At 66.8% G+C, this 20,141-nt stretch carries 19 protein-coding genes; 8 read left to right on the forward strand and 11 right to left on the reverse strand.

What is annotated here, in order from left to right:
* Positions 1-57: 57 nt before the first annotated feature.
* The gene (locus tag CFE50_RS02255) at positions 58-2,211 is read right to left on the reverse strand and encodes a TonB-dependent siderophore receptor (RefSeq protein WP_286730654.1); all 2,154 of its coding nucleotides are present in this window, start codon (positions 2,209-2,211) and stop codon (positions 58-60) included.
* A gap of 230 nt (positions 2,212-2,441) precedes the next feature.
* Here CFE50_RS02255 and CFE50_RS02260 point away from each other — a divergent pair, with 230 nt between their 5' ends.
* Positions 2,442-3,380 carry a class I SAM-dependent methyltransferase gene (locus tag CFE50_RS02260; RefSeq protein ID WP_286730655.1) on the forward strand — a complete coding sequence of 313 codons (939 nt, stop codon included), beginning with the start codon at positions 2,442-2,444 and terminating at the stop codon, positions 3,378-3,380.
* A gap of 51 nt (positions 3,381-3,431) precedes the next feature.
* On the opposite strand, the gene acmB is transcribed toward CFE50_RS02260, so the two are convergent.
* From acmB to CFE50_RS02275, 3 genes are all read right to left on the reverse strand, one after another.
* Entirely contained in the window at positions 3,432-4,628 is a 1,197-nt protein-coding gene (gene acmB / locus CFE50_RS02265) for a methyl acetate hydrolase AcmB (RefSeq protein ID WP_286730656.1), read from the reverse strand.
* 132 nt (positions 4,629-4,760) lie between these two features.
* Positions 4,761-5,771, reverse strand: a complete 1,011-nt coding sequence (locus CFE50_RS02270; protein WP_286730657.1) for an AraC family transcriptional regulator — start codon at positions 5,769-5,771, stop codon at positions 4,761-4,763.
* 105 nt (positions 5,772-5,876) lie between these two features.
* Positions 5,877-6,098 carry a VF530 family protein gene (locus CFE50_RS02275; RefSeq protein WP_286730659.1) on the reverse strand — a complete coding sequence of 74 codons (222 nt, stop codon included), beginning with the start codon at positions 6,096-6,098 and terminating at the stop codon, positions 5,877-5,879.
* Between the two features lie 206 nt (positions 6,099-6,304).
* On the opposite strand from CFE50_RS02275, the gene CFE50_RS02280 reads away from it, so the two are divergent.
* The 7 genes from CFE50_RS02280 (at position 6,305) to pcaC (ending at position 13,274) form a co-directional block, all read left to right on the forward strand.
* Positions 6,305-7,153 carry a CoA transferase subunit A gene (locus tag CFE50_RS02280; protein WP_017642962.1) on the forward strand — a complete coding sequence of 283 codons (849 nt, stop codon included), beginning with the start codon at positions 6,305-6,307 and terminating at the stop codon, positions 7,151-7,153.
* A 3-nt stretch (positions 7,154-7,156) separates the two neighbouring features.
* A complete protein-coding gene (locus CFE50_RS02285) occupies positions 7,157-7,942 on the forward strand; it encodes a CoA-transferase subunit beta (RefSeq protein WP_241809880.1) in 786 nt (261 codons plus the stop codon).
* Positions 7,939-9,153, forward strand: a complete 1,215-nt coding sequence (gene pcaF / locus CFE50_RS02290) for a 3-oxoadipyl-CoA thiolase (protein WP_241809881.1) — start codon at positions 7,939-7,941, stop codon at positions 9,151-9,153. The genes CFE50_RS02285 and pcaF overlap by 4 nt, the downstream gene beginning before the upstream one ends.
* Positions 9,154-9,395: 242 nt before the next feature.
* A complete protein-coding gene (locus CFE50_RS02295) occupies positions 9,396-10,688 on the forward strand; it encodes an MFS family transporter (RefSeq protein ID WP_241809882.1) in 1,293 nt (430 codons plus the stop codon).
* A 15-nt stretch (positions 10,689-10,703) separates the two neighbouring features.
* Positions 10,704-12,062, forward strand: a complete 1,359-nt coding sequence (locus tag CFE50_RS02300) for a 3-carboxy-cis,cis-muconate cycloisomerase (RefSeq protein ID WP_241809883.1) — start codon at positions 10,704-10,706, stop codon at positions 12,060-12,062.
* Between the two features lie 16 nt (positions 12,063-12,078).
* Positions 12,079-12,867 (forward strand): 3-oxoadipate enol-lactonase, encoded by a 789-nt coding sequence (gene pcaD / locus CFE50_RS02305; RefSeq protein WP_286730664.1) that lies wholly within the window; start codon positions 12,079-12,081, stop codon positions 12,865-12,867.
* Positions 12,868-12,878: 11 nt separating this feature from the next.
* Positions 12,879-13,274, forward strand: a complete 396-nt coding sequence (gene pcaC, locus CFE50_RS02310; protein ID WP_286730666.1) for a 4-carboxymuconolactone decarboxylase — start codon at positions 12,879-12,881, stop codon at positions 13,272-13,274.
* Between the two features lie 1,102 nt (positions 13,275-14,376).
* Here the strand turns inward: pcaC and CFE50_RS02315 are convergent.
* The 7 genes from CFE50_RS02315 to pqqA all read right to left on the reverse strand — a co-directional run bounded on the left by CFE50_RS02315 (position 14,377) and on the right by pqqA (position 20,018).
* Complete coding sequence (locus CFE50_RS02315; RefSeq protein WP_286730668.1) at positions 14,377-15,783, reverse strand: YncE family protein; 1,407 nt, start codon at positions 15,781-15,783, stop codon at positions 14,377-14,379.
* A 119-nt stretch (positions 15,784-15,902) separates the two neighbouring features.
* The gene (locus CFE50_RS02320; RefSeq protein WP_286730670.1) at positions 15,903-16,427 is read right to left on the reverse strand and encodes a GNAT family N-acetyltransferase; all 525 of its coding nucleotides are present in this window, start codon (positions 16,425-16,427) and stop codon (positions 15,903-15,905) included.
* Between the two features lie 351 nt (positions 16,428-16,778).
* Positions 16,779-17,930: a pyrroloquinoline quinone biosynthesis protein PqqE gene (pqqE, locus tag CFE50_RS02325; protein WP_286730671.1), complete on the reverse strand. Its 1,152-nt coding sequence runs from the start codon at positions 17,928-17,930 to the stop codon at positions 16,779-16,781.
* Between the two features lie 22 nt (positions 17,931-17,952).
* Positions 17,953-18,228 (reverse strand): pyrroloquinoline quinone biosynthesis peptide chaperone PqqD, encoded by a 276-nt coding sequence (gene pqqD, locus CFE50_RS02330; RefSeq protein ID WP_007161090.1) that lies wholly within the window; start codon positions 18,226-18,228, stop codon positions 17,953-17,955.
* Positions 18,225-18,974, reverse strand: coding sequence for a pyrroloquinoline-quinone synthase PqqC (pqqC, locus tag CFE50_RS02335; RefSeq protein ID WP_286730674.1), 750 nt, complete (start codon positions 18,972-18,974; stop codon positions 18,225-18,227). The genes pqqD and pqqC overlap by 4 nt, the downstream gene beginning before the upstream one ends.
* A 5-nt stretch (positions 18,975-18,979) precedes the next feature.
* Positions 18,980-19,891, reverse strand: a complete 912-nt coding sequence (pqqB, locus tag CFE50_RS02340; protein ID WP_286730676.1) for a pyrroloquinoline quinone biosynthesis protein PqqB — start codon at positions 19,889-19,891, stop codon at positions 18,980-18,982.
* A 55-nt stretch (positions 19,892-19,946) separates the two neighbouring features.
* Positions 19,947-20,018: a pyrroloquinoline quinone precursor peptide PqqA gene (gene pqqA, locus CFE50_RS02345; protein WP_003243383.1), complete on the reverse strand. Its 72-nt coding sequence runs from the start codon at positions 20,016-20,018 to the stop codon at positions 19,947-19,949.
* Positions 20,019-20,141 lie beyond the last annotated feature (123 nt).

Here is a 20,141-nt window from a genome sequence, read left to right on the forward strand (position 1 = left end):
ACTCCGAGCACTGCACGCGCCCGCCTGGCGGACGCGCAGTAGTTTTGTTGGGTGCTTTTAGAAGGTGTAGGTGAAGCCGGCTTGCACGGTGCGCGGCTCGCCCGGATAGCTGTAGGCGTTCCAGGAGCTCTCGTCGTAGCCCTTGTTGAAGACGTTGCGCACGTCCAGGTTCAGCCGCAGGTGCTCGTCGACCTTGTAGAAGCTCAGCAGGTCGGTGACCGTGTAGCTGTCCATCGTGTAGTCGCTGAGCGCGGTCTTCTGACCTTCGCGTTCGCCCACGTACTTGAGGTTGGCGCCCAGCCCCAGGCCACGCAGCACGCCGTCATGGAATTCGTAGACGTTGAGCAGGTTGACGGCATTGCGCGGGATGTTGGTCAGGCGTGTGCCGCGGGCCAGGGTGTTGTCCTTGGTGACCTCGGCATCGGTGAAGGCGTAGCCGCCGAGGATGCGCCAGTTGGGCGTCAGGTCGCCGGTCACGTTGACTTCGAAGCCGCGGCTGCGCACCTCGCCGGTAGCGACGTTGAAGGTGGGTTCGACCGGATCCGGGGTCAGGACGTTTTCCTTGACCGTATGGAAGATCGCCGTGTCGACGCTGAGGCGGCCGTCCAGCGCCGCCCACTTCATGCCCACCTCGTAGGCCTTGCCTTCTTCGGGATCGAAACCCCCACCTTGGAACGCCGCGCCGGTGTTGGGCTTGAACGACTTGGAGGCGCTGGCGTAGAGGGCCAGTTCCGGGGTGAGGTCATAGCTGACGCCCAGGCGCGGGGTGACGGCATTCGAGTCCTTGCTCCAGTCACCGCTGACAACCTGACCGTTGGCAAGGACCTGAGGTGGCCTCTTGTTATCGTAGTCGTGCTCGAAGCGCTCCAGGCGCACGCCACCCAGCACCTTGAGGCGCTCGGTGAGGGCGATCTGGTCCTGCACGAAGGCGGCCCAGGTCTTGAGCGTCTCATGGTCGTGGGTGGCAACGCGGGTCAGGGCGGGGCGCGGCTGACCCAGGACCGGATCGACCAGATTGACCGGATAGACGTTGGCGCCGCCGGGGGAGCGCTGGATGATGGAGCGGTAGTCATAGTCTTCCACCTCGATCCCGGTGATCAGGGTGTGGCCGAGGCCAAAGGTGTCGAAGCGACCGGTCAGGTTCAGCTGCAGGTCGCGATCGCTCCATCCCAGCTTGCGGTAGTTGAAGTTGCGACCCAGGGTCACGCCGTCGGCCTGCACGCCATTGGCTTCCACGGCATTGCCCTTGAGGCTGCCGTCGAGGTACTGGAAGCCGCCAGCCAGGGTCCAGGCGTCGTTCAACTGGTGCTCGAAGCGCAGCTGATAGGCCTCGCTGTCGCTGTGCAGCAGGTTGGTGGTGCCCTTTTCCCAGGCATTGGTGGAGCGACTGGCTTCGGCGCGCTGGGTCAGGTAGTTGGTGCGGCCGCGGTCCAGCGGGGCGTTGCTGCGGATGATGTCCGCCTCGAAGGTGATGAGGGTGGCGTCGGTGGCCTGCCAGCTCAGCACCGGGGCCACTTCGTAGCGCTCGTGCTCGACATCGTCGCGGAAGCTGTCGCCGCCTTCGGCGATCAGGTTGAGGCGATAGGCCAGGCGGCCGTCTTCATCCACCGGGCCGGTGGTGTCCAGGGTGCCGCGCCGTAGGCCCTGGTCGGTGAACTGGCTGCCGAGGGTGGTCTTGCGCTCGCCCAGCGGCTGCTTGGTGACCACGTTGAAGGTGCCGCCCGGATCGCTGCGGCCATAGAGGGTCGCCGCCGGGCCGCGCAGGACCTCGACCCGCTCCAGGGTGGCGGCATCCGGCGCGCTGGGATAGCCGCGATTCATGGGGAAGCCGTTGCGGAAATATTCGGAGCTGGTGAAGCCGCGCACCGTGTAGCTGGTCAGGCCCTGACCGCCGAAGTTGTTGCCACGGCCGACGCCGCCGGCCTGGTCCAGCGCCTGCTGCAGGCGGGTGGCGGAGAGGTCGTCGAGGGCCTCGCGGGAGACCACGCTCACCGACTGGGGCGTTTCGTGCAGCGGGGTGTCGGTACGGGTGGCACTGCTGGAGCGCTCTGCCTTGTAGCCCTGCACCGGACCGGTCGGCGATTCGGCCGCGCCGACGATGGTGAGATCGGACAGGGCTTGAGGCGAATCTTCTGCCTTTTCCTGGGCATGACCGGCGAGGGGGAGGGCACAGAGGGGCAGCAGATAGAGAGCAGGGACCAGCCGGCGCATTGTTATCGTCCTGGGGTTGGGGAGGCGGATTCTAGAGCGGGTTGCAAAGTGGATACAACTGCGAGTCGTTACCGCCTGAGACATATTTTCATCGGGCTGGTCGGTTCGCTGGCGACGTCCGGCCCGGGTGTCCGCGCCGAGGCGCCGGCAGACGTCTACCGGACTCGCCGCGGGAGGCGGGGCCGTCGCTTTTGCCGTAGCATGCCGCTCCTTTGCCGTCGTGACCGCCCATGAATACCGCCACCCTTGCCCGCCTCTCCGACCTGCTCCTGGTCGCCCTCGATCAACCACCCACCGAGGCGCGCCGGCTGGTGCACGGCCGCGGCCGGCTGCTGCCGGGGCTGGAGCAACTCACCGTGGACTGGCTGGAAGGCGTGGTGCGGGTGGGGTTGTTTCGCGAATTGCCCGCCGCCGAGCTGGAGGCCCTGCGCGCCACCCTGACCGCCCTGGGCGAGACCCCGGCGTGGCGCGCCAGCGCTGCCCGCAGCCTGCTCTTGCAGCATCGCTATCGCCTGGACGCCGCCAGCGAGGCGCTGATCGGCGCGCCGGTGGGGGAGCACATCATCCACGAGGACGGCCTGAAGTTCGGCCTGGACCTCACTCGGCACCAGAACATGGGGCTGTTCCTCGACATGCGCCTGGGCCGCCGCTGGGTGTGCGAGCAGGCCGCCGGTCTGCGCATCCTCAACCTGTTCGCCTACACCTGCGGTTTCTCGGTGGCCGCCCTGGCCGGCGGCGCGGCCCAGGTGGTCAATCTGGACATGGCCCGCGGGCCCCTGACCCGCGGTCGCGAGAATCACCGGCTCAATGGCCATGACCTGGGCAAGGTCAGCTTTCTCGGCCACGAACTGTTCAAGTCCTGGGGCAAGGTGCGCAAGCTGGGGCCCTATGACCTGGTGATCGTCGATCCGCCCAGCTTCCAGCAAGGCAGCTTCGCCCTGACCAAGGACTACGCCCGCATCCTGCGCCGCCTCCCCGAACTGCTCACCCCCGGCGGCCGGGTGCTGGCCTGCGTCAACGACCCCGGCGTGGGCGCGGACTTCCTCATCGCCGGCATGGCCCAGGAAGCGCCGAGCCTGGCCTTCGTCGAGCGCCTGGCCAATCCCCCGGAATTCGCCGACGAGGATCCTGAAGGCGGGCTCAAGGTGCTGGTGTTCGGGCAGGCTTGATCCTGACGTCGGTGTGATGCTTTGCGCTGATGGCGTCCCTTGGCCCGCTCTTCAACTCCGGCGGTAGGTGGCGAGCGCCTGGTACACGGCCGTTTCGAACTCCAGGTAGCCGTTGAGCGAAGGCGGATCGGCGAAGGGCAGGATCTGCGTAGCCCAGAAGCCGCCGATGCCGTTCTTGCGGTCGATCCAGTAGTAGAGGTTGGCCAGGCCGGCCCAGGCCAGGGAGCCGGCGGGGCGACCCGTGGGGGCGTCGGTGTCGTTGATCATGAAGGTCAGTCCCCAGGACTTCGCCATGCCGGGAAAGAATTCGGCAGGATTGGACAGCTGGGGAATGATGCCGGGAAGCCCCTTTACCTTGAGTCCGCCGAGCCCATTCGCGGCGGCCATCCGTACGGTCTCCGGCTTGAGCACCCAGCCACCAGGACCCTCGCCGTCGTTGAGCCACATGCGAATGAACTTGGCGTAGTCCAGCGCCGTGGAGTAGAGGCCGTGGCCACCCATGAAGACTTCCGGCGCCTGCGGCAGGATGAAGTCGTCAAGCGGGGTGAGTTGGCCGGCTGCGTCACGCTGATGCAGGGTGGCGAGGCGTTCGCGCATGTCGGCGGTAAGCATGAAGGCGGAATCATGCATTTCCAGCGGGGCAAAGATCCGCTCTGCGAAAACCTCGTCCAGGCGCCGCCCAGTGATGTGCTCGACCACCAGACCGGCCCAGTCGATGTTCGAGCCGTATTCCCATTGCTCACCCGGATCGAAGAGCAGCGGGGTTTCCAGTGCCGCGCGGGTAGCGGTGATGACGCTGGGTTGGCCATGTTCGGCGGCGAGGCGCTGATAGTGCGCATTGAAGAAGTCATAGCCAAAGCCCGCCGTGTGCAGCAACAGCATGCGAGTGGTGATCGCCCGCCGCGGCTCACGCAGGCGCGGTTGGCCATCGTCGGCGAAGCCTTCGAGCACCTGCAGCTTGCCGAGGGCGGGCACATAGGTGCTGGCGGGTGCATCCAGGTCGAGCAATCCCCGCTCCACCAGTTGCAGCACCGCGGTTCCGGTAATCGCCTTGGTAGTGGAGAAAATCGCGCACAGGCTGTCGGGGGTCATGAAGTCGGCACGGCCGAGGGTGCGCTTGCCAGCGGCGCCGACATAGAGGTTGCCATGTCGCCCGGTTGCTACCGCAGCAACGCCGGGCACACCGGGGGTGCCGTCGACGGCTCTGGTCAGGATAGCGTCCGCGGTCGCTTTGAGAGTGGCTGCCATCGTCTGATCTCGCTCTATCATTGTGCTTTCACGCCCAACCGGGCGCGTGCCGAGATCTTGCGATGGCCAAGGCCCCCGGGTGGTATCCGGCCTCGGCAGAGGCTGTCTGCCATCGGCAGATAACTCGGAGGATCAGACGTTGCTGCGGCGCAGGGTGTCTGATGGGCGCTCGCCGAAGCGCTGCCGATAGCTGCGGGCGAACTCACCCATGTTGATATAGCCCCAGCCCGCCGCGATGGCGGACACGCTGGCACCGGGCGGGGCAGCGCTCAGGGTTCGTCGCGCCCCTTGCAGGCGCTGCTCACGCAGAAAGGCGCTGGGGGGATAGCCACGAAAGGTCTTGAAGGTGGCACTCAGGGTACGAACACTGGCGCCCACGGCGTGGGCGACGTCGGCCATGGTGGGCAACTCGGCAGCGTGCTCGATCATGAATTGCTCGGCCGCCCGCACCGTGCGTGGAGCCAGACGGTGGCAGGGGTCGCTCAGATCGAAGCCGGCGCGCAGCGCCCATTCGTTGAGCAGGCGGACGCAGATGGTCTGCTCCAGGTGTCGGGCGAGCGGCCCTGCGGTCAGGTGCTCCGGCGCTTCGGCGATGGAGCGGGCAACATAATCCATCAGCCCCAACCAGCTCGATTCCGCACCGCCAAGGCCCACCTTGGCCTGCCAGAGTGCATCCCCGGGATTGAAGCCGAACCAGTCGAGGGCGGTTTGCTCCAGCAACGCGTGGGGAATGGTCAGATTAAATTGCAGATGGTTGGGGTCAAAATCGACCCAGTAGTCGGTACGGCTGCAGTCGACGACAAAGGAGCTGCCCACCGGAGTCTCCACCGCCTGCTCATGATTGATCCAGTGCCGCGCGGTACCGCCGATGGTAGTGGCGACAAAGGCGTTGCCGGCGTCCTGGTCCCAGTCCTTGATGTGTACCGGGATGCCATAGGCAAAGCGGGTGGCGGTAATGGAGCCGATCTTTGCCGAATGCATCGTCGAGGCCGGGGCAATGTGGCGGCCGATGGGCGCCACGTCGTAAGGCATGTACACCTCGCTCGACCAGGCCTTGATCTCGTCCCAGGCGTTGGAAAAGACCTTGTGGTGCTGGGCAATGGGCCGCCCCTGAGCATCGACGAGCAGTGCTCTTTCAAGCATGGGTTGTCTCCTGCAGGCGTATCCGCCTACTGCGCAGTCGTTTTCGTTCGACTATAGGGGACAGTTATTGCAGTGTCGATCAGGTGGCTAAAGGCTCTGGTCCCGCTATTGGCGGCCGGGCAAGCGCCGATAGAGCTGCTCGACCTTTTCCCGTGCCCAGGGCGTGCGGCGCAGGAAGGTCAGGCTGGACTTGATGGAGGGCTCATGGGTGAAGCAGCGCAGCGGGATGCGCCGACCGAGTTCTTCCCAGCCGTGATGCTCCACCAGGCGGGTGAGCAGGGCTTCAAGGGTGATCCCTTCCAGGGAGGCGCGGGGCTTGTCGGACATCGGCAGGGCTCTAGGTGAGGGCAGGGCAGTGTAGCCGTTGCGAGGCCGCGTTGCGCAGCGGAGCGGTCCCTGCCTGCCGAACGATGCTGTTCGATAATCGAACTGTTAATCGATTATCGGATTGTTTGCGTCGATAGGGCTTTGTAGTCTGACCCCAGACCGCCGCACCGGGCGGCGCCGACAACAAAGACGCGAGTCGACAATCCATGGCCCAGATCCTGTCCCTGAGCGAAGCCATCCAGCGCTTCGTCCACGATGGCGAGACCGTCGCCCTCGAAGGCTTCACCCATCTCATTCCGACCGCCGCCGCCCACGAGCTGATCCGCCAGAATCGGCGCGACCTGACTCTGGTGCGCATGACCCCCGACCTGGTCTACGACCTCTTGATCGGTGCCGGCTGCGCCAAGCGGCTGATCTTTTCCTGGGGTGGCAACCCCGGGGTCGGCTCCTTGCACCGGCTGCGCGATGCGGTGGAAAAGGGCTGGCCGCACAAGCTGGAGATTTCCGAGCACAGCCACGCGGCCCTGGCCAATGCCTATGTCGCCGGTGCCTCCAACCTGCCGTTCGCCGTCTTGCGCGGCTACCAGGGCTCGGACCTGGCCAAGGTCAATCCGGACATCAAGTTCATCGCCTGCCCCTTCACCGGCGAGCAGCTGGCCGCGGTGCCCAGCGTGCGCCCGGACGTCACCGTCATCCATGCGCAAAAGGCCGATCGCCAGGGCAACGTGCTGATCCAGGGCATCCTCGGCGTGCAGAAGGAAGCGGCCCTGGCCGCCCAGCGCTGCATCGTCACCGTGGAGGAGATCGTCGACGACCTCCAGGCGCCGATGAACGCCTGCGTGCTGCCGACCTGGGCATTGAGCGCGGTCTGCGTGGTGCCGGGCGGGGCGCATCCGTCCTATGCCCACGGCTACTACGAGCGCGACAACCGCTTCTACCAGGCCTGGGATCCGATCGCCCGCGATCGCGACACCTTTACCCAGTGGATCGACACCTACATCCGCGGTACCGCGGACTTCGCCGCCTTCCAGGCGAAGCTGGCTGCGGAGGCCTGAATCATGAGCGACTTCACCACCAATGAAATGATGACCGTGGCCGCCGCGCGCCGCCTCGGCAATGGCAGCGTCTGCTTTGTCGGCATCGGTTTGCCGTCCACCGCGGCCAACCTGGCGCGTCTGACCCATGCGCCGGACGTGGTGCTGATCTACGAATCCGGCCCCATTGGCGCCAAGCCCTCGGTGCTGCCGCTGTCCATCGGCGACGGCGAACTGGCCGAGACCGCCGACACCGTGGTGCCCACCGGCGAGATCTTCCGCTACTGGCTGCAGGGCGGGCGCATCGACGTCGGCTTTCTCGGCGCGGCCCAGGTCGACCGCTTCGGCAACATCAACACCACGGTGATCGGCGACTACCACCAGCCCAAGGTGCGCCTGCCGGGCGCCGGCGGCGCCCCGGAGATCGCCGGTTCGGCCAAGGAGGTGCTGATCATCCTCAAGCAGTCGCACCGCAGCTTCGTCGACAAGCTGGCCTTCATCACCTCGGTGGGTTTCGGCGAGGGCGGCGATCACCGCCAGCAGCTGGGCCTGCCGGGCAAGGGCCCGACCGCCATCATCACCGACCTCTGCATCATGGAGCCGGAAGCCGGTACGAACGAATTCGTGGTGACCGCCCTGCATCCCGGGGTGACCCGCGAGCAGGTGGTGGCCGCCACCGGCTGGGCCCTCCGCTTCGCCGACCAGGTCGCCACCACCGAGGCGCCGAGCGCCACCGAACTCGATGCCCTGCGCGATCTGCAGGCGCGCACCGCTGCCGCTCATGGCGGCCAGAAAGGAGGTGAGGAATGAGTCGCGCCGTCTATATCTGCGACGCCGTCCGCACCCCCATCGGCCGGCTCAACGGTGGGCTGTCCGCCGTGCGTGCCGACGACCTGGCGGCCATTCCGCTCAAGGCGCTGCAGGAACGCAATCCGCAGGTGGACTGGTCCACCGTGGACGAGGTGTTCATGGGCTGCGCCAACCAGGCCGGTGAAGACAATCGCAACGTGGCGCGCATGGCGGTGCTGCTGTCAGGACTGCCGGAAACGGTGCCGGGCGTGACCCTCAATCGCCTCTGCGCCTCGGGCATGGAGGCGGTGGGCCAGGCCTATCGCGCCATCGCCCTCGGCGAGATGGACCTGGTGATCGCCGCCGGGGTGGAATCCATGACCCGCGCGCCCTATGTGATGGGCAAGGCCGACAGCGCCTTCGGCCGTGGCCAGAAACTGGAAGACACCACCCTGGGCTGGCGCTTCGTCAATCCGGCAATGAAAGAGGCCTATGGCGTCGACAGCATGCCGGTCACCGGCGATAACGTCGCCGCCGACTATGGCATCAGCCGCGCCGACCAGGACGCCTTCGGCCTGCGCAGCCAGCAGCGCGCCGCGGCGGCCCAGGAATCCGGCTACTATGCCGAGGAAATCGTCCCGGTGACGATCAAGGGCAAGAAGGGCGACGTGGTGGTCGAGCGAGACGAGCATCCGCGTGCGGACACCACCGCCGAGGGCCTGGCCAAGCTCAAGCCGGTCAACGGCCCGGATAAGACCGTGACCGCCGGCAACGCCTCGGGCCTCAACGACGGCGCCTCGGCCATCATCCTGGCCTCGGCGGAAGCGGTGAAGAGGCACGGCCTGACCCCGCGTGCCAAGGTGCTGGGCATGGCCAGTGGCGGGGTAGCGCCGCGCATCATGGGCGTCGGTCCAACTCCGGCGGTGCGCAAGCTGCTCAAGCAACTGGACCTCTCCATCGAGGCCTTCGACGTCATCGAACTCAACGAAGCCTTCGCCGCCCAGGGCCTGGCGGTGCTGCGCGAACTGGGCGTGGCCGACGACAGCCCCAAGGTCAATCCCAACGGCGGCGCCATCGCCCTGGGTCATCCCCTGGGCATGAGCGGCAATCGCCTGGTGCTCACCGCGGTGCACCACCTGGAAAGGACCGGTGGGCGCCTGGGTCTCGCCACCATGTGCGTGGGCGTCGGCCAGGGGCTGGCGCTGGCGGTGGAGCGGGTGGACGGAGTCTGAGGCTTTGTCGCTGGGGCAATCGCGGCCATGGGCCGCTCCTACAGGGTCATTCTGTTGTAGGAGCGGCCGCTACGGCGCACCGGCATGGCCGCGATAGACCTCTATCGAGAGCGTCCGCTACAGCAAATCACTGAAACCTAATCCTCCCCATGCCCACACCCCCTGTAACCGCGTGTGTCTCCCCGAGTCCGAATGGCGGTAGTCTGTCTTCCGTCCATCCATACCTATAATTAAGGATCTCCATGAGCACGCATCCACATTACAGCTTCGAGGAGCGCAAGAAGCGCATCTTCGCCATCGTCGGCGCCTCGTCCGGCAACCTGGTGGAATGGTTCGACTTCTACGTCTACGCCTTCTGCTCCATCTACTTCGCCGCCGCCTTCTTCCCCAAGAGCGACCCCACCGTGCAGTTGCTCAACACCGCCGGGGTGTTCGCCGCGGGCTTTCTCATGCGGCCCATCGGTGGTTGGATCTTCGGTCGCATCGCCGACAAGTACGGTCGGCGCACCTCCATGGTCATCTCCATCCTGATGATGGGCGCCGGCTCCCTGGCCATCGCATGCCTGCCCACCTATGCCAGCATCGGCGTCGCGGCGCCGGCCCTGCTGCTGCTCGCGCGGCTGCTGCAAGGCATCTCGGTGGGCGGTGAATACGGCACCACCGCCACCTACATGAGCGAGGTGGCGCTGCGTGGCCAGCGCGGCTTCTTCGCCTCCTTCCAGTACGTCACCCTGATCGGCGGCCAGTTGCTGGCGGTGCTGGTGGTGGTGATCCTGCAGCAGGTCTTGAGCGACGCCGACCTGCGTGCCTGGGGCTGGCGGATTCCCTTCCTGGTCGGCGCCGCCGCTGCGGTGATCTCGCTGTTCCTGCGCCGCTCGCTGGAAGAGACCACCACCGCCGAGACCCGTGCCAACAAGGAAGCCGGTACCCTGAGCGGCCTGTTCAAGCACCACAAGGCGGCCTTCTTCACCGTGCTCGGCTACACCGCCGGCGGCTCGCTGATCTTCTATACCTTCACCACCTACATGCAGAAGTACCTGGTCAACACCAGCGGCATGGACGCCAAGACCGCCAGTGCCGTGATGACCTGCGCCCTGCTGGTGTTCATGCTCATGCAGCCACTGTTCGGCATGCTCTCCGACCGCATCGGCCGGCGCGCCTCCATGCTGCTGTTCGGCGGCCTGGGCACGGTCTGCACCTGGCCGATCCTCACCGCGCTGGCCAGCGTCCAGAGTCCCTTCGTGGCCTTCCTGCTGATCTGCCTGGCGATGGCCATCATCAGCCTCTACACCTCAATCAGCGGCCTGGTGAAGGCGGAGATGTTCCCGCCCGAGGTGCGCGCCCTGGGCGTGGGCCTGTCCTATGCGGTGGCCAACGCCCTGTTCGGCGGCTCGGCGGAATTTGTCGCCCTGAGCTTCAAGACCCAGGGGCACGAAGAGGTGTTCTACATCTATGTCTCGGTGATGCTGGCGGTGGCCTTCCTGGTCAGCCTGCGGCTGCCGCGGCAAGCCGCCTATCTGCACCACGACCACTAAGTCCGAGGAGTCCCCATGTCCAACCTGCTGTTCGACGCCTATTTCACCAACGCTGCCATGCGTGAGGTGTTCTGCGACCGGGGCCGACTGCAGGGCATGCTGGACTTCGAGGCGGCCCTGGCCCGTGCCGAGGCCGCGGTGGGGGTGATCCCGCAGGCGGCGGTGGCGCCCATCGCCGCCGCCTGCCGGGCGGAGCTGTATGACGCGGCCGAGCTGGCTCGCGCCGTGGTCAGTGCCGGCAACTCGGCCATTCCCCTGGTCAAGGCCCTGGGCCGGCAGATCGCCGCCCAGGACCCGGAGGCCGAGCGCCATGTGCACCGCGGCGCCACCAGCCAGGACGCCATGGACAGCGGCCTGGTGCTGCAGATCCGCCAGGCGCTGGACCTCTTGGACGCCGACCTGGCAGGGCTGGCCGAGGCCCTGGCCATCCAGGCCGAGCGCCATGCCGGTACCGTGCTGGCCGGCCGGACCTGGCTGCAACACGCAACGCCCGTGACCCTGGGCATGAAACTGGCCGGGGTGCTGGGCGCCATCACCCGGCACCGCCAGCGCCTGGCCGAGTTGCGACCGCGGGTGCTGGTGCTGCAATTCGGCGGCGCCTCGGGCAGCCTGGCCGCCCTGGGCGCTGACGCCCTGCCGGTGGCCGAGGCCCTGGCCCGGGAGCTGGGGCTGAGCCTGCCGGAGCAACCCTGGCATACCCAGCGCGATCGCCTGGTCGAGGTCGGTGCCTGGCTGGGCCTGGTGGCCGGCAGCCTGGGCAAGCTGGGGCGGGATCTCTCGCTGCTGATGCAGACCGAAGCCGCCGAGGTCTTCGAACCTTCGGCGCCGGGCAAGGGGGGATCGTCCACCATGCCGCACAAACGCAATCCGGTCGGCGCGGCGGTGCTGATCGCTGCCGCCACCCGCGCGCCGGGTCTGGTCAGCACCCTGTTTTCCGCCATGCCCCAGGAGCACGAGCGCAGCCTGGGCCTCTGGCACGCCGAGTGGGAAACCCTGCCGGAGCTGTTCTGCCTGGTCTCCGGCGCCCTGCAGCAGGCCCAGGCCATCGTCGCCGGGCTGGAAGTCGATGCCGTGCGCATGCAGGCCAACCTGGAGCTGACCCACGGCCTGGTGCTGGCCGAGGCGGTCAGCATCGCCCTGGCCGGACGGCTGGGGCGCGAGGCCGCCCACCACCTGGTGGAGCGGAGCTGCAAGCGCGCCGTCCAGGAGGGTCGCCACCTGCGTCTGGTGCTCGGCGATACCCCCGAGGTCACCGCCGAACTCTCCAGCGCCGAGCTGGATCGCCTGCTGGACCCCGCCCATTACCAGGGCCAGGCCCGGGCCTGGGTGGCCCGCGCCCTGGCCGAACACCGCACCCTGCCTACCCATTTCTGAATCAGAGGACTGCCTGATGCCCAGCGTACGTCTCGCCGATGGCGACCTGAACTACCGGCTGGAGGGCCCCGCGGGCGCCCCCGTGCTGATCCTGTCCAACTCCCTGGGCACCCACCTGGCCATGTGGGACGACCAGGCCGCCGCCTTCAGCGAGCGCTTTCGCCTGCTGCGCTACGACACCCGTGGTCACGGCGCCTCCCTGGTGACGCCCGGCCCCTATCGCATGGATCAGAACGGTCGTGACGTCCTGGCCCTGGCCGATGCCCTGGGTATCGACCGCTTCGCCTTCTGCGGCCTGTCCATGGGCGGCTCCATCGGCCAGTGGCTGGGCATCAACGCCCCCGAGCGGGTCACCCGCCTGGTGCTGTGCAACACCGGCGCCAAGATCGGCACCCCCGAGGTGTGGAATACCCGCATCCAGACCGTCGAAACCGGCGGCGAGCAGGCCATGCGCGACCTGCGCGACGCCTCCATCGGCCGCTGGTTCACCCCCGACTTCGCCAGCGCCGAACCGGCCAAGGTCGACCGCATCGTCGCCATGCTCGCCGGCACCTCGCCCCAGGGCTATGCCGCCAACTGCGCGGCGGTACGCGACGCCGACTTCCGCGAGGTGCTGGACGCCATCCAGGCGCCGACGCTGATCGTCGCCGGCAGCCACGACGCCGTGACCACCCCGGCCGACGGGCGCTTCCTGCAGGAGCGCATCCCCGGCGCCGAGTACGTCGAGTTTCCCGCCGCCCACCTGTCCAACGTGCAGATGGGCGCTGCCTTTACCCAGCGCGTGCTGGCCTTTCTCAGCGCCTGAAGGAGTCGATCTTGGACGAAAGAGAACGTTACGCAGCCGGCATGCAGGTCCGCCGCGCGGTGCTGGGCGACGCCCACGTCGATCGCAGCCTGGAAAAGCTGACCCCCTTCAACGAAGAATTCCAGGAGATGATCACCCGCCACGCCTGGGGCGACATCTGGACCCGCCCGGGTCTGCCGCGGCACACCCGCAGCCTGATCACCATCGCCATGCTGATCGGCATGAATCGCGAAGGCGAACTGCGCCTGCACCTGCGCGCCGCGCGCAGCAACGGGGTGACGCGGGAAGAGCTCAAGGAGCTGATCATGCAGAGCGCCATCTACTGCGGCATCCCGGCGGCCAATGCCACCTTCCACCTGGCGGAGGCGGTGTGGGATGAGTTGGGGGTGGAGTCGCTGGAGGGGTGAGTTTCCCCCTTTTGACCCCTGTTTGGATGATGCCCGCCGGGTTGGATTGGTGGCCGTAGGTTGGGTTGAGCGTTAGCGAAGCCCAACGCCTGTGCTATTGGGTGCCAGGGCTGGTTATCGAGTGCTTTGAAGGTTTTTGTTTCGCCCACCCGGGCGACTCACTTTTTGCAGTCGCCAAAAAAGTAAGCAAAAACGCTTGCCCCGACCATCCGGCCCTACGCTGCGCTCCGGGTCCGCTCACGCCAGCGCCGTTCCGGGGTCGGTCCAGATGGGCCGTCCATGGCCCACTGGACCTCTCACCGCATCCCTGCGGCTCGACCCACTCCACGACCCTGGCGTTCGCCCTGCTGAACGGGGCGATTCGCCAGCCTGAAAGTGTTGGTTGAATAACCCGTAGCCCGTAGCGTGGACAACGGCGAAGCCTTGTCCACTGTGCCCGATCAAGCTGTAGAAAACGCCACTACAACCTCACGCCTTTGGAATCGCGGCTATGCCGGTGCGCCGTAGCGACCGCTCCTACGGATCGGTGAACACCTGTAGGAGCGGCCCATGGCCGCGATAACGACAGCTGTGGGCGCTACGCTTCGGGAGTTTAGGCTTCCAGTGGAAAACGCTGCGCGGTTTTCCACGCTACGAATCGCTATGGGTTCTCCCTGAGAACACGAACTCCCAGGCTGGCGCCCCGGCCCCGTCAGTGAGGCCGAGTGCAGGTGTCGCGGAGGGGGATGCGAGGCAGGACGCCGAGCAAGGCGCGAGGGGCAGGAGGCCCCTTCGTGCCGCGCCCCAGGAGCGGCGCCGGAGCGCGGGGACCCGGAGCGAAGCGTAGGGCCGAACTGTTGGGGTGTGCTTTCTTTTGCTTACTTTTCTTTGCACAAGCAAAGAAAAGTGAGTCGCCGGCAAGGCGAAACCAGGGGCATCAGCAGAAATCAACAAACAGCCAGGGCATCTGCGCGGCGCGCAGTTCAAGGCTGAAATCATGCCCTTATCGCGGTCATGGACCGCTCCTACAGCAGGAGTTCGAAACTGTAGGAGCGGTCCATGACCGCGATAGGGCAGTCGCCCTGTACGAAGGTAGCCCTGCCCAGCCCGAGGGCTTCAGGCCTTACTTGGCCACTACCCGCGTAATCCGATCCCCCTCGGCATCATCCTGGCCCTTGGCCTTATTGACCGCGTAGACCACACCCTTGCCATCCACCACCGCGTGGTTGGGGTAGGTGCCCAGTTCCAGGTTGGCCTTGATGGTGCCGTCCGGATCGACCACGGTCAGGGTGCCGGCGCCGCGGTTGGTCACGTAGGCCAGGCGCTTGACCGGGTCGAAGGCCACGTTCAGCGCTCCGGCGCCGGTGGTGACGTTGTGCAGGGTCTTGCCGGTCTTGGCGTCGACGATCAGCAGGTTGTCGCTGCCCTGGGCGGTGATGAACAGGCGATCGGTCTGGGGATCGTGGGCCACGCCCATGGGGGTCTTGGCGCCCTGGATCGGGAAGACCTTCTCGACGGTCTCGGTCTTGGCGTCGATCACCGCGGCTTCGTTGGTCTTGAGGCTGACGGCGTAGAGCTTGTGCACCGCCGGGTCCAGGTGCATGCCGACCACGGCGAACTGCTCGCCGCGCACGCCCGACTCGATGGCGATGTGCTTGCGCACGGCCGGGGTCTTGGCGTCGAAGCTGACGATGTCCGGGGTCATGGCCGCCGAGGCGAAGGCGCGGTCGAGTTTCTCGTCGACCACCACGGTGTGGGCATGGGGCACGAGGCCGGGTTCGAATTGCTTGACCAGGCCCAGGTCGCTCTGGCGATAGACCGCCACGGTGTTTTGCCGGGTATTGGTGGTCCAGACGGTGCCGTTGCGATCGTCCACGCCCACGCCGTAGACGGCGTAGACACCGGCGTCCTGGCCCGGGGCGGCGGCCGGGGTGATCTGGCGCTGGATGGACAGGTCCTTGGGATCGAGCTTGAGCAGCTGCGAGACCTTGACCGGCGGGCGGCCCACGGCCGAGGTGACGAAGAGGGCGCCGGTCTTGGCGCTGCTGTCCACCTGGTAGAGGCCGGGGACCAGTTTGACCGCGGTGAGGCTATAGGCCTCGGCGCCGGACAACGGCACCACCGGCGAGACCTTGAGCGGGAAGACCGCGGCGCCCGAGGGCTGTGCGGTGCTGATGACGATGGGGTGCTGGCCGGGCGCGGCGTCTTCGGGGATGCGGATGGTCGCCTTGAAATTACCCTGGGCGTCGGCCACGTAGGCGGCGTCGGGGTTGAGCGCCACGCCACCGCGCGACAGGGTGATCTGCTGACCGGGGGTGAAGCCGCGGCCGTCCAGGGCGACCTCGCTGCCGGCCAGGATGGCGGTGCCGCTGACGGGGCTGGCCTTGATCTCGCCGTGGTAGTCCGGATCGGGGGCTTCGAAGCTGGAGCGCGCCTGGGCGGCCTGCCCGCCCAGCGCCAGCAAGGCGGCCAGCAGGGTGACGGAAAAGACGCGCCGGCCCTTGGCCGAAGACACTGGAGCGATGTTCATCAGGGATTCCTTGTAGCGGCGATCAAGATACCCGCGCCAGAGCGCCGGGCAGCGGAGGCCCTCCTGGGCTAGGCCATGTTAAGGCGAAAGCGAAATACTTGCATTTAGATTTGCAAGTTTTACACGTGGTCGCTGTCCGGGGTATCGAGGGTGCGCTGCATCAGGCAGGCGCCGGCGCCATAGCCGGCCAGCTTGGCCTCGAGCGCGGCGTCGGCCGGGACGGGATGATAGTGGTGGCGCTGCCAGTAGCCGATGGCGTTGGACAGCGACACCAGCCGACCCTGGCGCAGGCGGGCGCGCCGGGCCTGGCCCTTGGCGTGGCGATAGAGCCGTCCGGCCACACCCTGTCCCTGGGCGGCGGGATGCACGGCGCAGTCGTGCAGGAACCAGGTCGAGGCCGCGCCTGGCAATTGCTTGAGAGGGGCACCCAGTACCGGCGGCAGGCCGTCGTCCCAGGGATAGGCGATCAGATAGCCGCGCAGGCGATCCTCGACATCGGTCGCCGCCCAGCAGTGTTCCGGGGCGAGCTCCAGGCGATTGGCGTAGAAGGCGTGGTCTTCGAGCAGGTCGGCGGGGTAGTTGGCCGCCTGGATGGCGAGGACGGCCGGGATATCGGCGGGGCGCAGCGGGCGTATCGAAGGCATGACGAGGCGGGGAAAAGGTCCGGCCGGACAGTATGGTCACTGCCCGGCCGGGAGGCAAACGCCTCGGAGCCGTGGGTGGTGAGTCCCGTCGCTAGCCTGCGCCTTGGCGCGGGGGCCTGGATTCCAGCGGCGACCTTGGCGTGCCTGGCGCCGCCGCCGGCCCTAGAGCCTGTTCAGAATCTCGCGAGCTAGAGCCAAACAAGGCCTAGGCGGCCCCACGAAAATGGCTGAGGAAGCGGATCGGACCCGCGCTCGGGTTTACGAGTGATAAATGAGCATTCCGACGGGGCTGGCCTTCCAGGCCATTTTCAACGCCGTTTGGCCGACGCGCAGCAGATTTTGAGCAGGCTCTTAGGCCTTGGCGATCAGCCGCGAATTCCGCTCGTTCCTGAAGTGCAGGTCCTCGATCCGCTGGGTCGCGGTCTCGGCTTCCTGGCGGGCGGCGAGGATGAGGTCGTGGTGCGGGGACTTGGCGCAGACCGGATCGGCGTTGCGCGCATCGCCGGTGAGCATGAAGGCCTGGCAGCGGCAGCCGCCGTAGTCCTTTTCCTTTTCGTCGCAGGAGCGGCAGGGCTCGGGCATCCAGTCGTAGCCGCGGTAGACGTTGAAGCCGAAGGAGTCGTACCAGATGTGCCTGAGGTCCTGCTCCTTCACGTTGGGGAAGGCGATGGGCATCTGCCGGGCGCCGTGGCAGGGCAGGGCGGTGCCGTCCGGGGTGATGGTGAGGAACAGCTTGCCCCAGCCGTCCATGCAGGCCTTGGGGCGCTCTTCGTAGTAGTCCGGGGTGACGAAGATCAGCTTGCAGGGATGGTTCTCGGCCTTGAGACGCGCGCGGTAGTCATTGGTGATGCCTTCGGCGCGCTCCAGCTGGGCCTTGGTCGGCAACAGACCGGCGCGATTGCGCTCGGCCCAGCCATAGAACTGGCAGGTGGCGAGTTCGACGAAGTCGGCTTCCAGGGCCAGGCAGAGATCGATGATCTGGTCGATGCGATCGATGTTGTGCCTGTGGGTGACGAAGTTGAGCACCATGGGATAGCCATGAGCCTTGACTGCCTTGGCCATGGCCAGCTTCTGGGCGAAGGCCTTCTTCGACCCGGCCAGCAGGTTGTTCACCTGTTCGTCGCTGGCCTGGAAGCTGATCTGGATATGGTCCAGGCCGGCTTCCTTGAATTCGGCGATGCGCGCCTCGGTGAGGCCGATGCCGGAGGTGATGAGGTTGGTGTAGTAGCCCAGCCGGCGCGCCTCGCGGATCAGCTCGGCGAGGTCCTGGCGCACCAGGGGCTCGCCCCCGGAAAAGCCGATCTGGGCCGCGCCCAGCTCCCGTGCCTCGGCCATCACCTTGAACCACTGTTCGGTGGTCAGCTCGCGACCCTGGGCGGCGAAGTCCAGGGGATTGGAGCAATAGGGGCACTGCAACGGGCAGCGATAGGTGACCTCGGCCAATAGCCACAGCGGCAGGCCGACATTGTGCTTGCCTACCGCCGGCGGCTGCGGCAACTGCATGGGCACTCCAGGCAGCGAGGTATCAGCCGAGCAGGAGCCAGTGCTCTGCACGAGCGACCTCCATGAATTGTTCGACGTCGGCGCCCAGCTCGGGCACGCCGGGAAAGCGTTCGTCGAGGACGGCGATGATGGCGGCCACGTCACGCTGGCCGTCGATCAGCCCGCCGATGGCGGCGGCGCTGTCGTTGAGCTTGATCATGCCTTCGGGATAGAGCAGCACATGAGCGTCCTGCGCCGGCTCGAACTGGAAGCGATAGCCGGGGCGCCAGCGTGGCACCTGGGTGCGGTCGAAGCTCATAGGTCGATTCCTCGGTGCCAGCGACGCTCGGCGGTGACGCTGTGATAGGGCGGGCGGTGCAGTTCGTAGGCCATGCTCATGGCGTCGAGCATGGTCCAGAGGATGTCCAGCTTGAACTGCAGGATCTCCAGCATGCGCTGCTGGGATTCCCAGGTGGTGTAGTGCTGCAGGGTGATCTGCAGGCCGTGCTCGACGTCGCGCCGGGCCTGGCCCAGGCGGGTGCGGAAGTACTCGTAGCCGGCCGGATCGATCCAGGGATAGTGGGTCGGCCAGGCGTCCAGGCGCGACTGGTGGATCTGCGGCGCGAACAGTTCGGTCAGGGAGCTGCTGGCGGCTTCCTGCCAGGAGGCGCGACGGGCGAAGTTGACGTAGGCGTCCACCGCGAAGCGTACCCCGGGCAGTACCAGCTCTTGGGAGAGCACCTGCTCGCGGTCCAGGCCGGTGGCCTCGGCCAGGCGCAGCCAGGCCTCGATGCCGCCTTCGCTGCCGGGCTCGCCGTCGTGGTCGAGGATGCGCTGCACCCATTCGCGACGGATCTCGCGATCCGGGCAGTTGGCCAGGATGGCGGCGTCCTTGAGCGGGATGTTGACTTGGTAGTAGAAGCGGTTGGCCACCCAGCCCTGGATCTGCTCGCGACTGGCGCGACCCTGGTACATGGCCACGTGATAGGGGTGGTGGATGTGGTAGAAGTCGCCCTTGGCGCGCAGGGCGGCTTCGAATTCGGCGGGCGTGAGGGCGTTGGGCATGGCGTTCACAACTCGATGGACATGCCGTCCCAGGCGACTTCCACGCCCTGGCGCGCGACGAGGGCGCGTTCGGGGGAGTCTTCGTCCAGGATCGGATTGGTGTTGTTGATGTGGATCAGCACCTTGCGCTGGCGCTCGAAGCCGGCCAGCACCTCCAGCATGCCGCCGGGACCGCTTTGCGGCAGGTGGCCCATCTCGGTACCGGTGCGGGTGCCCACGCCGCGGCGCTGCATCTCGTCGTCGGTCCAGAGGGTGCCGTCCACCAGCAGGCAGTCGGCCTGGCCCATCAGCTCCAGCAGAGCGGCGTCCGGCTGGCCCAGGCCCGGGGCATAGAACAGCTTGCCGCCGGTGCGTCTGTCGTGGACCAGCAGGCCCAGGTTGTCGCCCGGGTGCGGATCGTGGCGATGGGGCGAATAGGGCGGCGCGGCGCTGCGCAGCGGGAAGGGCGTGAATTCCAGATTCGGGCAGGCCGGGATGGTGAAGCTGCCGCTCAGGGCGATGGGCTGCCAGCTGAGCCCGCCGTTCCAGTGTTCGAGCATGTTGAACAGCGGAAAGCCGGTGGTGAGGTCCTGGTGGACCATCTCGGTGCACCAGACCTCGTGGGGGCAGCCTTCGCGCAGGCTGAGCAGGCCGGTGGTGTGGTCGATCTGGCTGTCCAGCAGCACGATGGCGCGGATGCCGGTGTCACGCAGGGCGCGCGCCGGCTGCAGCGGGGCGAAGCCGGCCAGCTGGGCGCGGATGTCGGGCGAGGCATTGCACAGGATCCAGTTCACCCCGTCGTCGGACAGAGCGATGGAAGACTGGGTACGGGCCTGAGCCCTGAGGGTGCCCTTGCGGAAGCCGTCGCAATTGACGCAATTGCAGTTCCACTGGGGAAAGCCACCGCCGGCGGCGGAGCCGAGAATCTGGATATGCATGGGAAAGATCGAACCTGGAAAAAGTACGCCCCGGCGAACCGGGGCGTGGGGCGCATCAACGGTTGGCGAAGTACATGGTGACTTCGAAGCCGATGCGCAGGTCAGTGTAAGCAGGCTTGGTCCACATGGGAGGTCTCCTCTTTTGACTGCGAAAGCCGGAAGGATCCGGTCGTTAAGTCTAACAAATGTTACCTAGCTAAGGGTTTTTGCCGCGACGAATCGCTGGCGGTCCGGCGGACATAACTGTCTT

This window comes from Pseudomonas sp. PGPPP4 (genome assembly GCF_002256045.1).
Taxonomy (GTDB): Bacteria; Pseudomonadota; Gammaproteobacteria; order Pseudomonadales; family Pseudomonadaceae; genus Chryseomonas; species Chryseomonas oryzihabitans.

What these genes read in the sequence shown, in the direction of transcription:
- CFE50_RS02255 (WP_286730654.1), bottom strand. Translation starts at nt 2,211, where the DNA reads ATGCGCCGGCTGGTCCCTGCTCTCTATCTGCTGCCCCTCTGTGCCCTC.
- CFE50_RS02260 (WP_286730655.1), top strand. Translation starts at nt 2,442, where the DNA reads ATGAATACCGCCACCCTTGCCCGCCTCTCCGACCTGCTCCTGGTCGCC.
- acmB (WP_286730656.1), bottom strand. Translation starts at nt 4,628, where the DNA reads ATGGCAGCCACTCTCAAAGCGACCGCGGACGCTATCCTGACCAGAGCC.
- CFE50_RS02270 (WP_286730657.1), bottom strand. Translation starts at nt 5,771, where the DNA reads ATGCTTGAAAGAGCACTGCTCGTCGATGCTCAGGGGCGGCCCATTGCC.
- CFE50_RS02275 (WP_286730659.1), bottom strand. Translation starts at nt 6,098, where the DNA reads ATGTCCGACAAGCCCCGCGCCTCCCTGGAAGGGATCACCCTTGAAGCC.
- CFE50_RS02280 (WP_017642962.1), top strand. Translation starts at nt 6,305, where the DNA reads ATGGCCCAGATCCTGTCCCTGAGCGAAGCCATCCAGCGCTTCGTCCAC.
- CFE50_RS02285 (WP_241809880.1), top strand. Translation starts at nt 7,157, where the DNA reads ATGAGCGACTTCACCACCAATGAAATGATGACCGTGGCCGCCGCGCGC.
- pcaF (WP_241809881.1), top strand. Translation starts at nt 7,939, where the DNA reads ATGAGTCGCGCCGTCTATATCTGCGACGCCGTCCGCACCCCCATCGGC.
- CFE50_RS02295 (WP_241809882.1), top strand. Translation starts at nt 9,396, where the DNA reads ATGAGCACGCATCCACATTACAGCTTCGAGGAGCGCAAGAAGCGCATC.
- CFE50_RS02300 (WP_241809883.1), top strand. Translation starts at nt 10,704, where the DNA reads ATGTCCAACCTGCTGTTCGACGCCTATTTCACCAACGCTGCCATGCGT.
- pcaD (WP_286730664.1), top strand. Translation starts at nt 12,079, where the DNA reads ATGCCCAGCGTACGTCTCGCCGATGGCGACCTGAACTACCGGCTGGAG.
- CFE50_RS02315 (WP_286730668.1), bottom strand. Translation starts at nt 15,783, where the DNA reads ATGAACATCGCTCCAGTGTCTTCGGCCAAGGGCCGGCGCGTCTTTTCC.
- CFE50_RS02320 (WP_286730670.1), bottom strand. Translation starts at nt 16,427, where the DNA reads ATGCCTTCGATACGCCCGCTGCGCCCCGCCGATATCCCGGCCGTCCTC.
- pqqE (WP_286730671.1), bottom strand. Translation starts at nt 17,930, where the DNA reads ATGCAGTTGCCGCAGCCGCCGGCGGTAGGCAAGCACAATGTCGGCCTG.
- pqqD (WP_007161090.1), bottom strand. Translation starts at nt 18,228, where the DNA reads ATGAGCTTCGACCGCACCCAGGTGCCACGCTGGCGCCCCGGCTATCGC.
- pqqC (WP_286730674.1), bottom strand. Translation starts at nt 18,974, where the DNA reads ATGCCCAACGCCCTCACGCCCGCCGAATTCGAAGCCGCCCTGCGCGCC.
- pqqB (WP_286730676.1), bottom strand. Translation starts at nt 19,891, where the DNA reads ATGCATATCCAGATTCTCGGCTCCGCCGCCGGCGGTGGCTTTCCCCAG.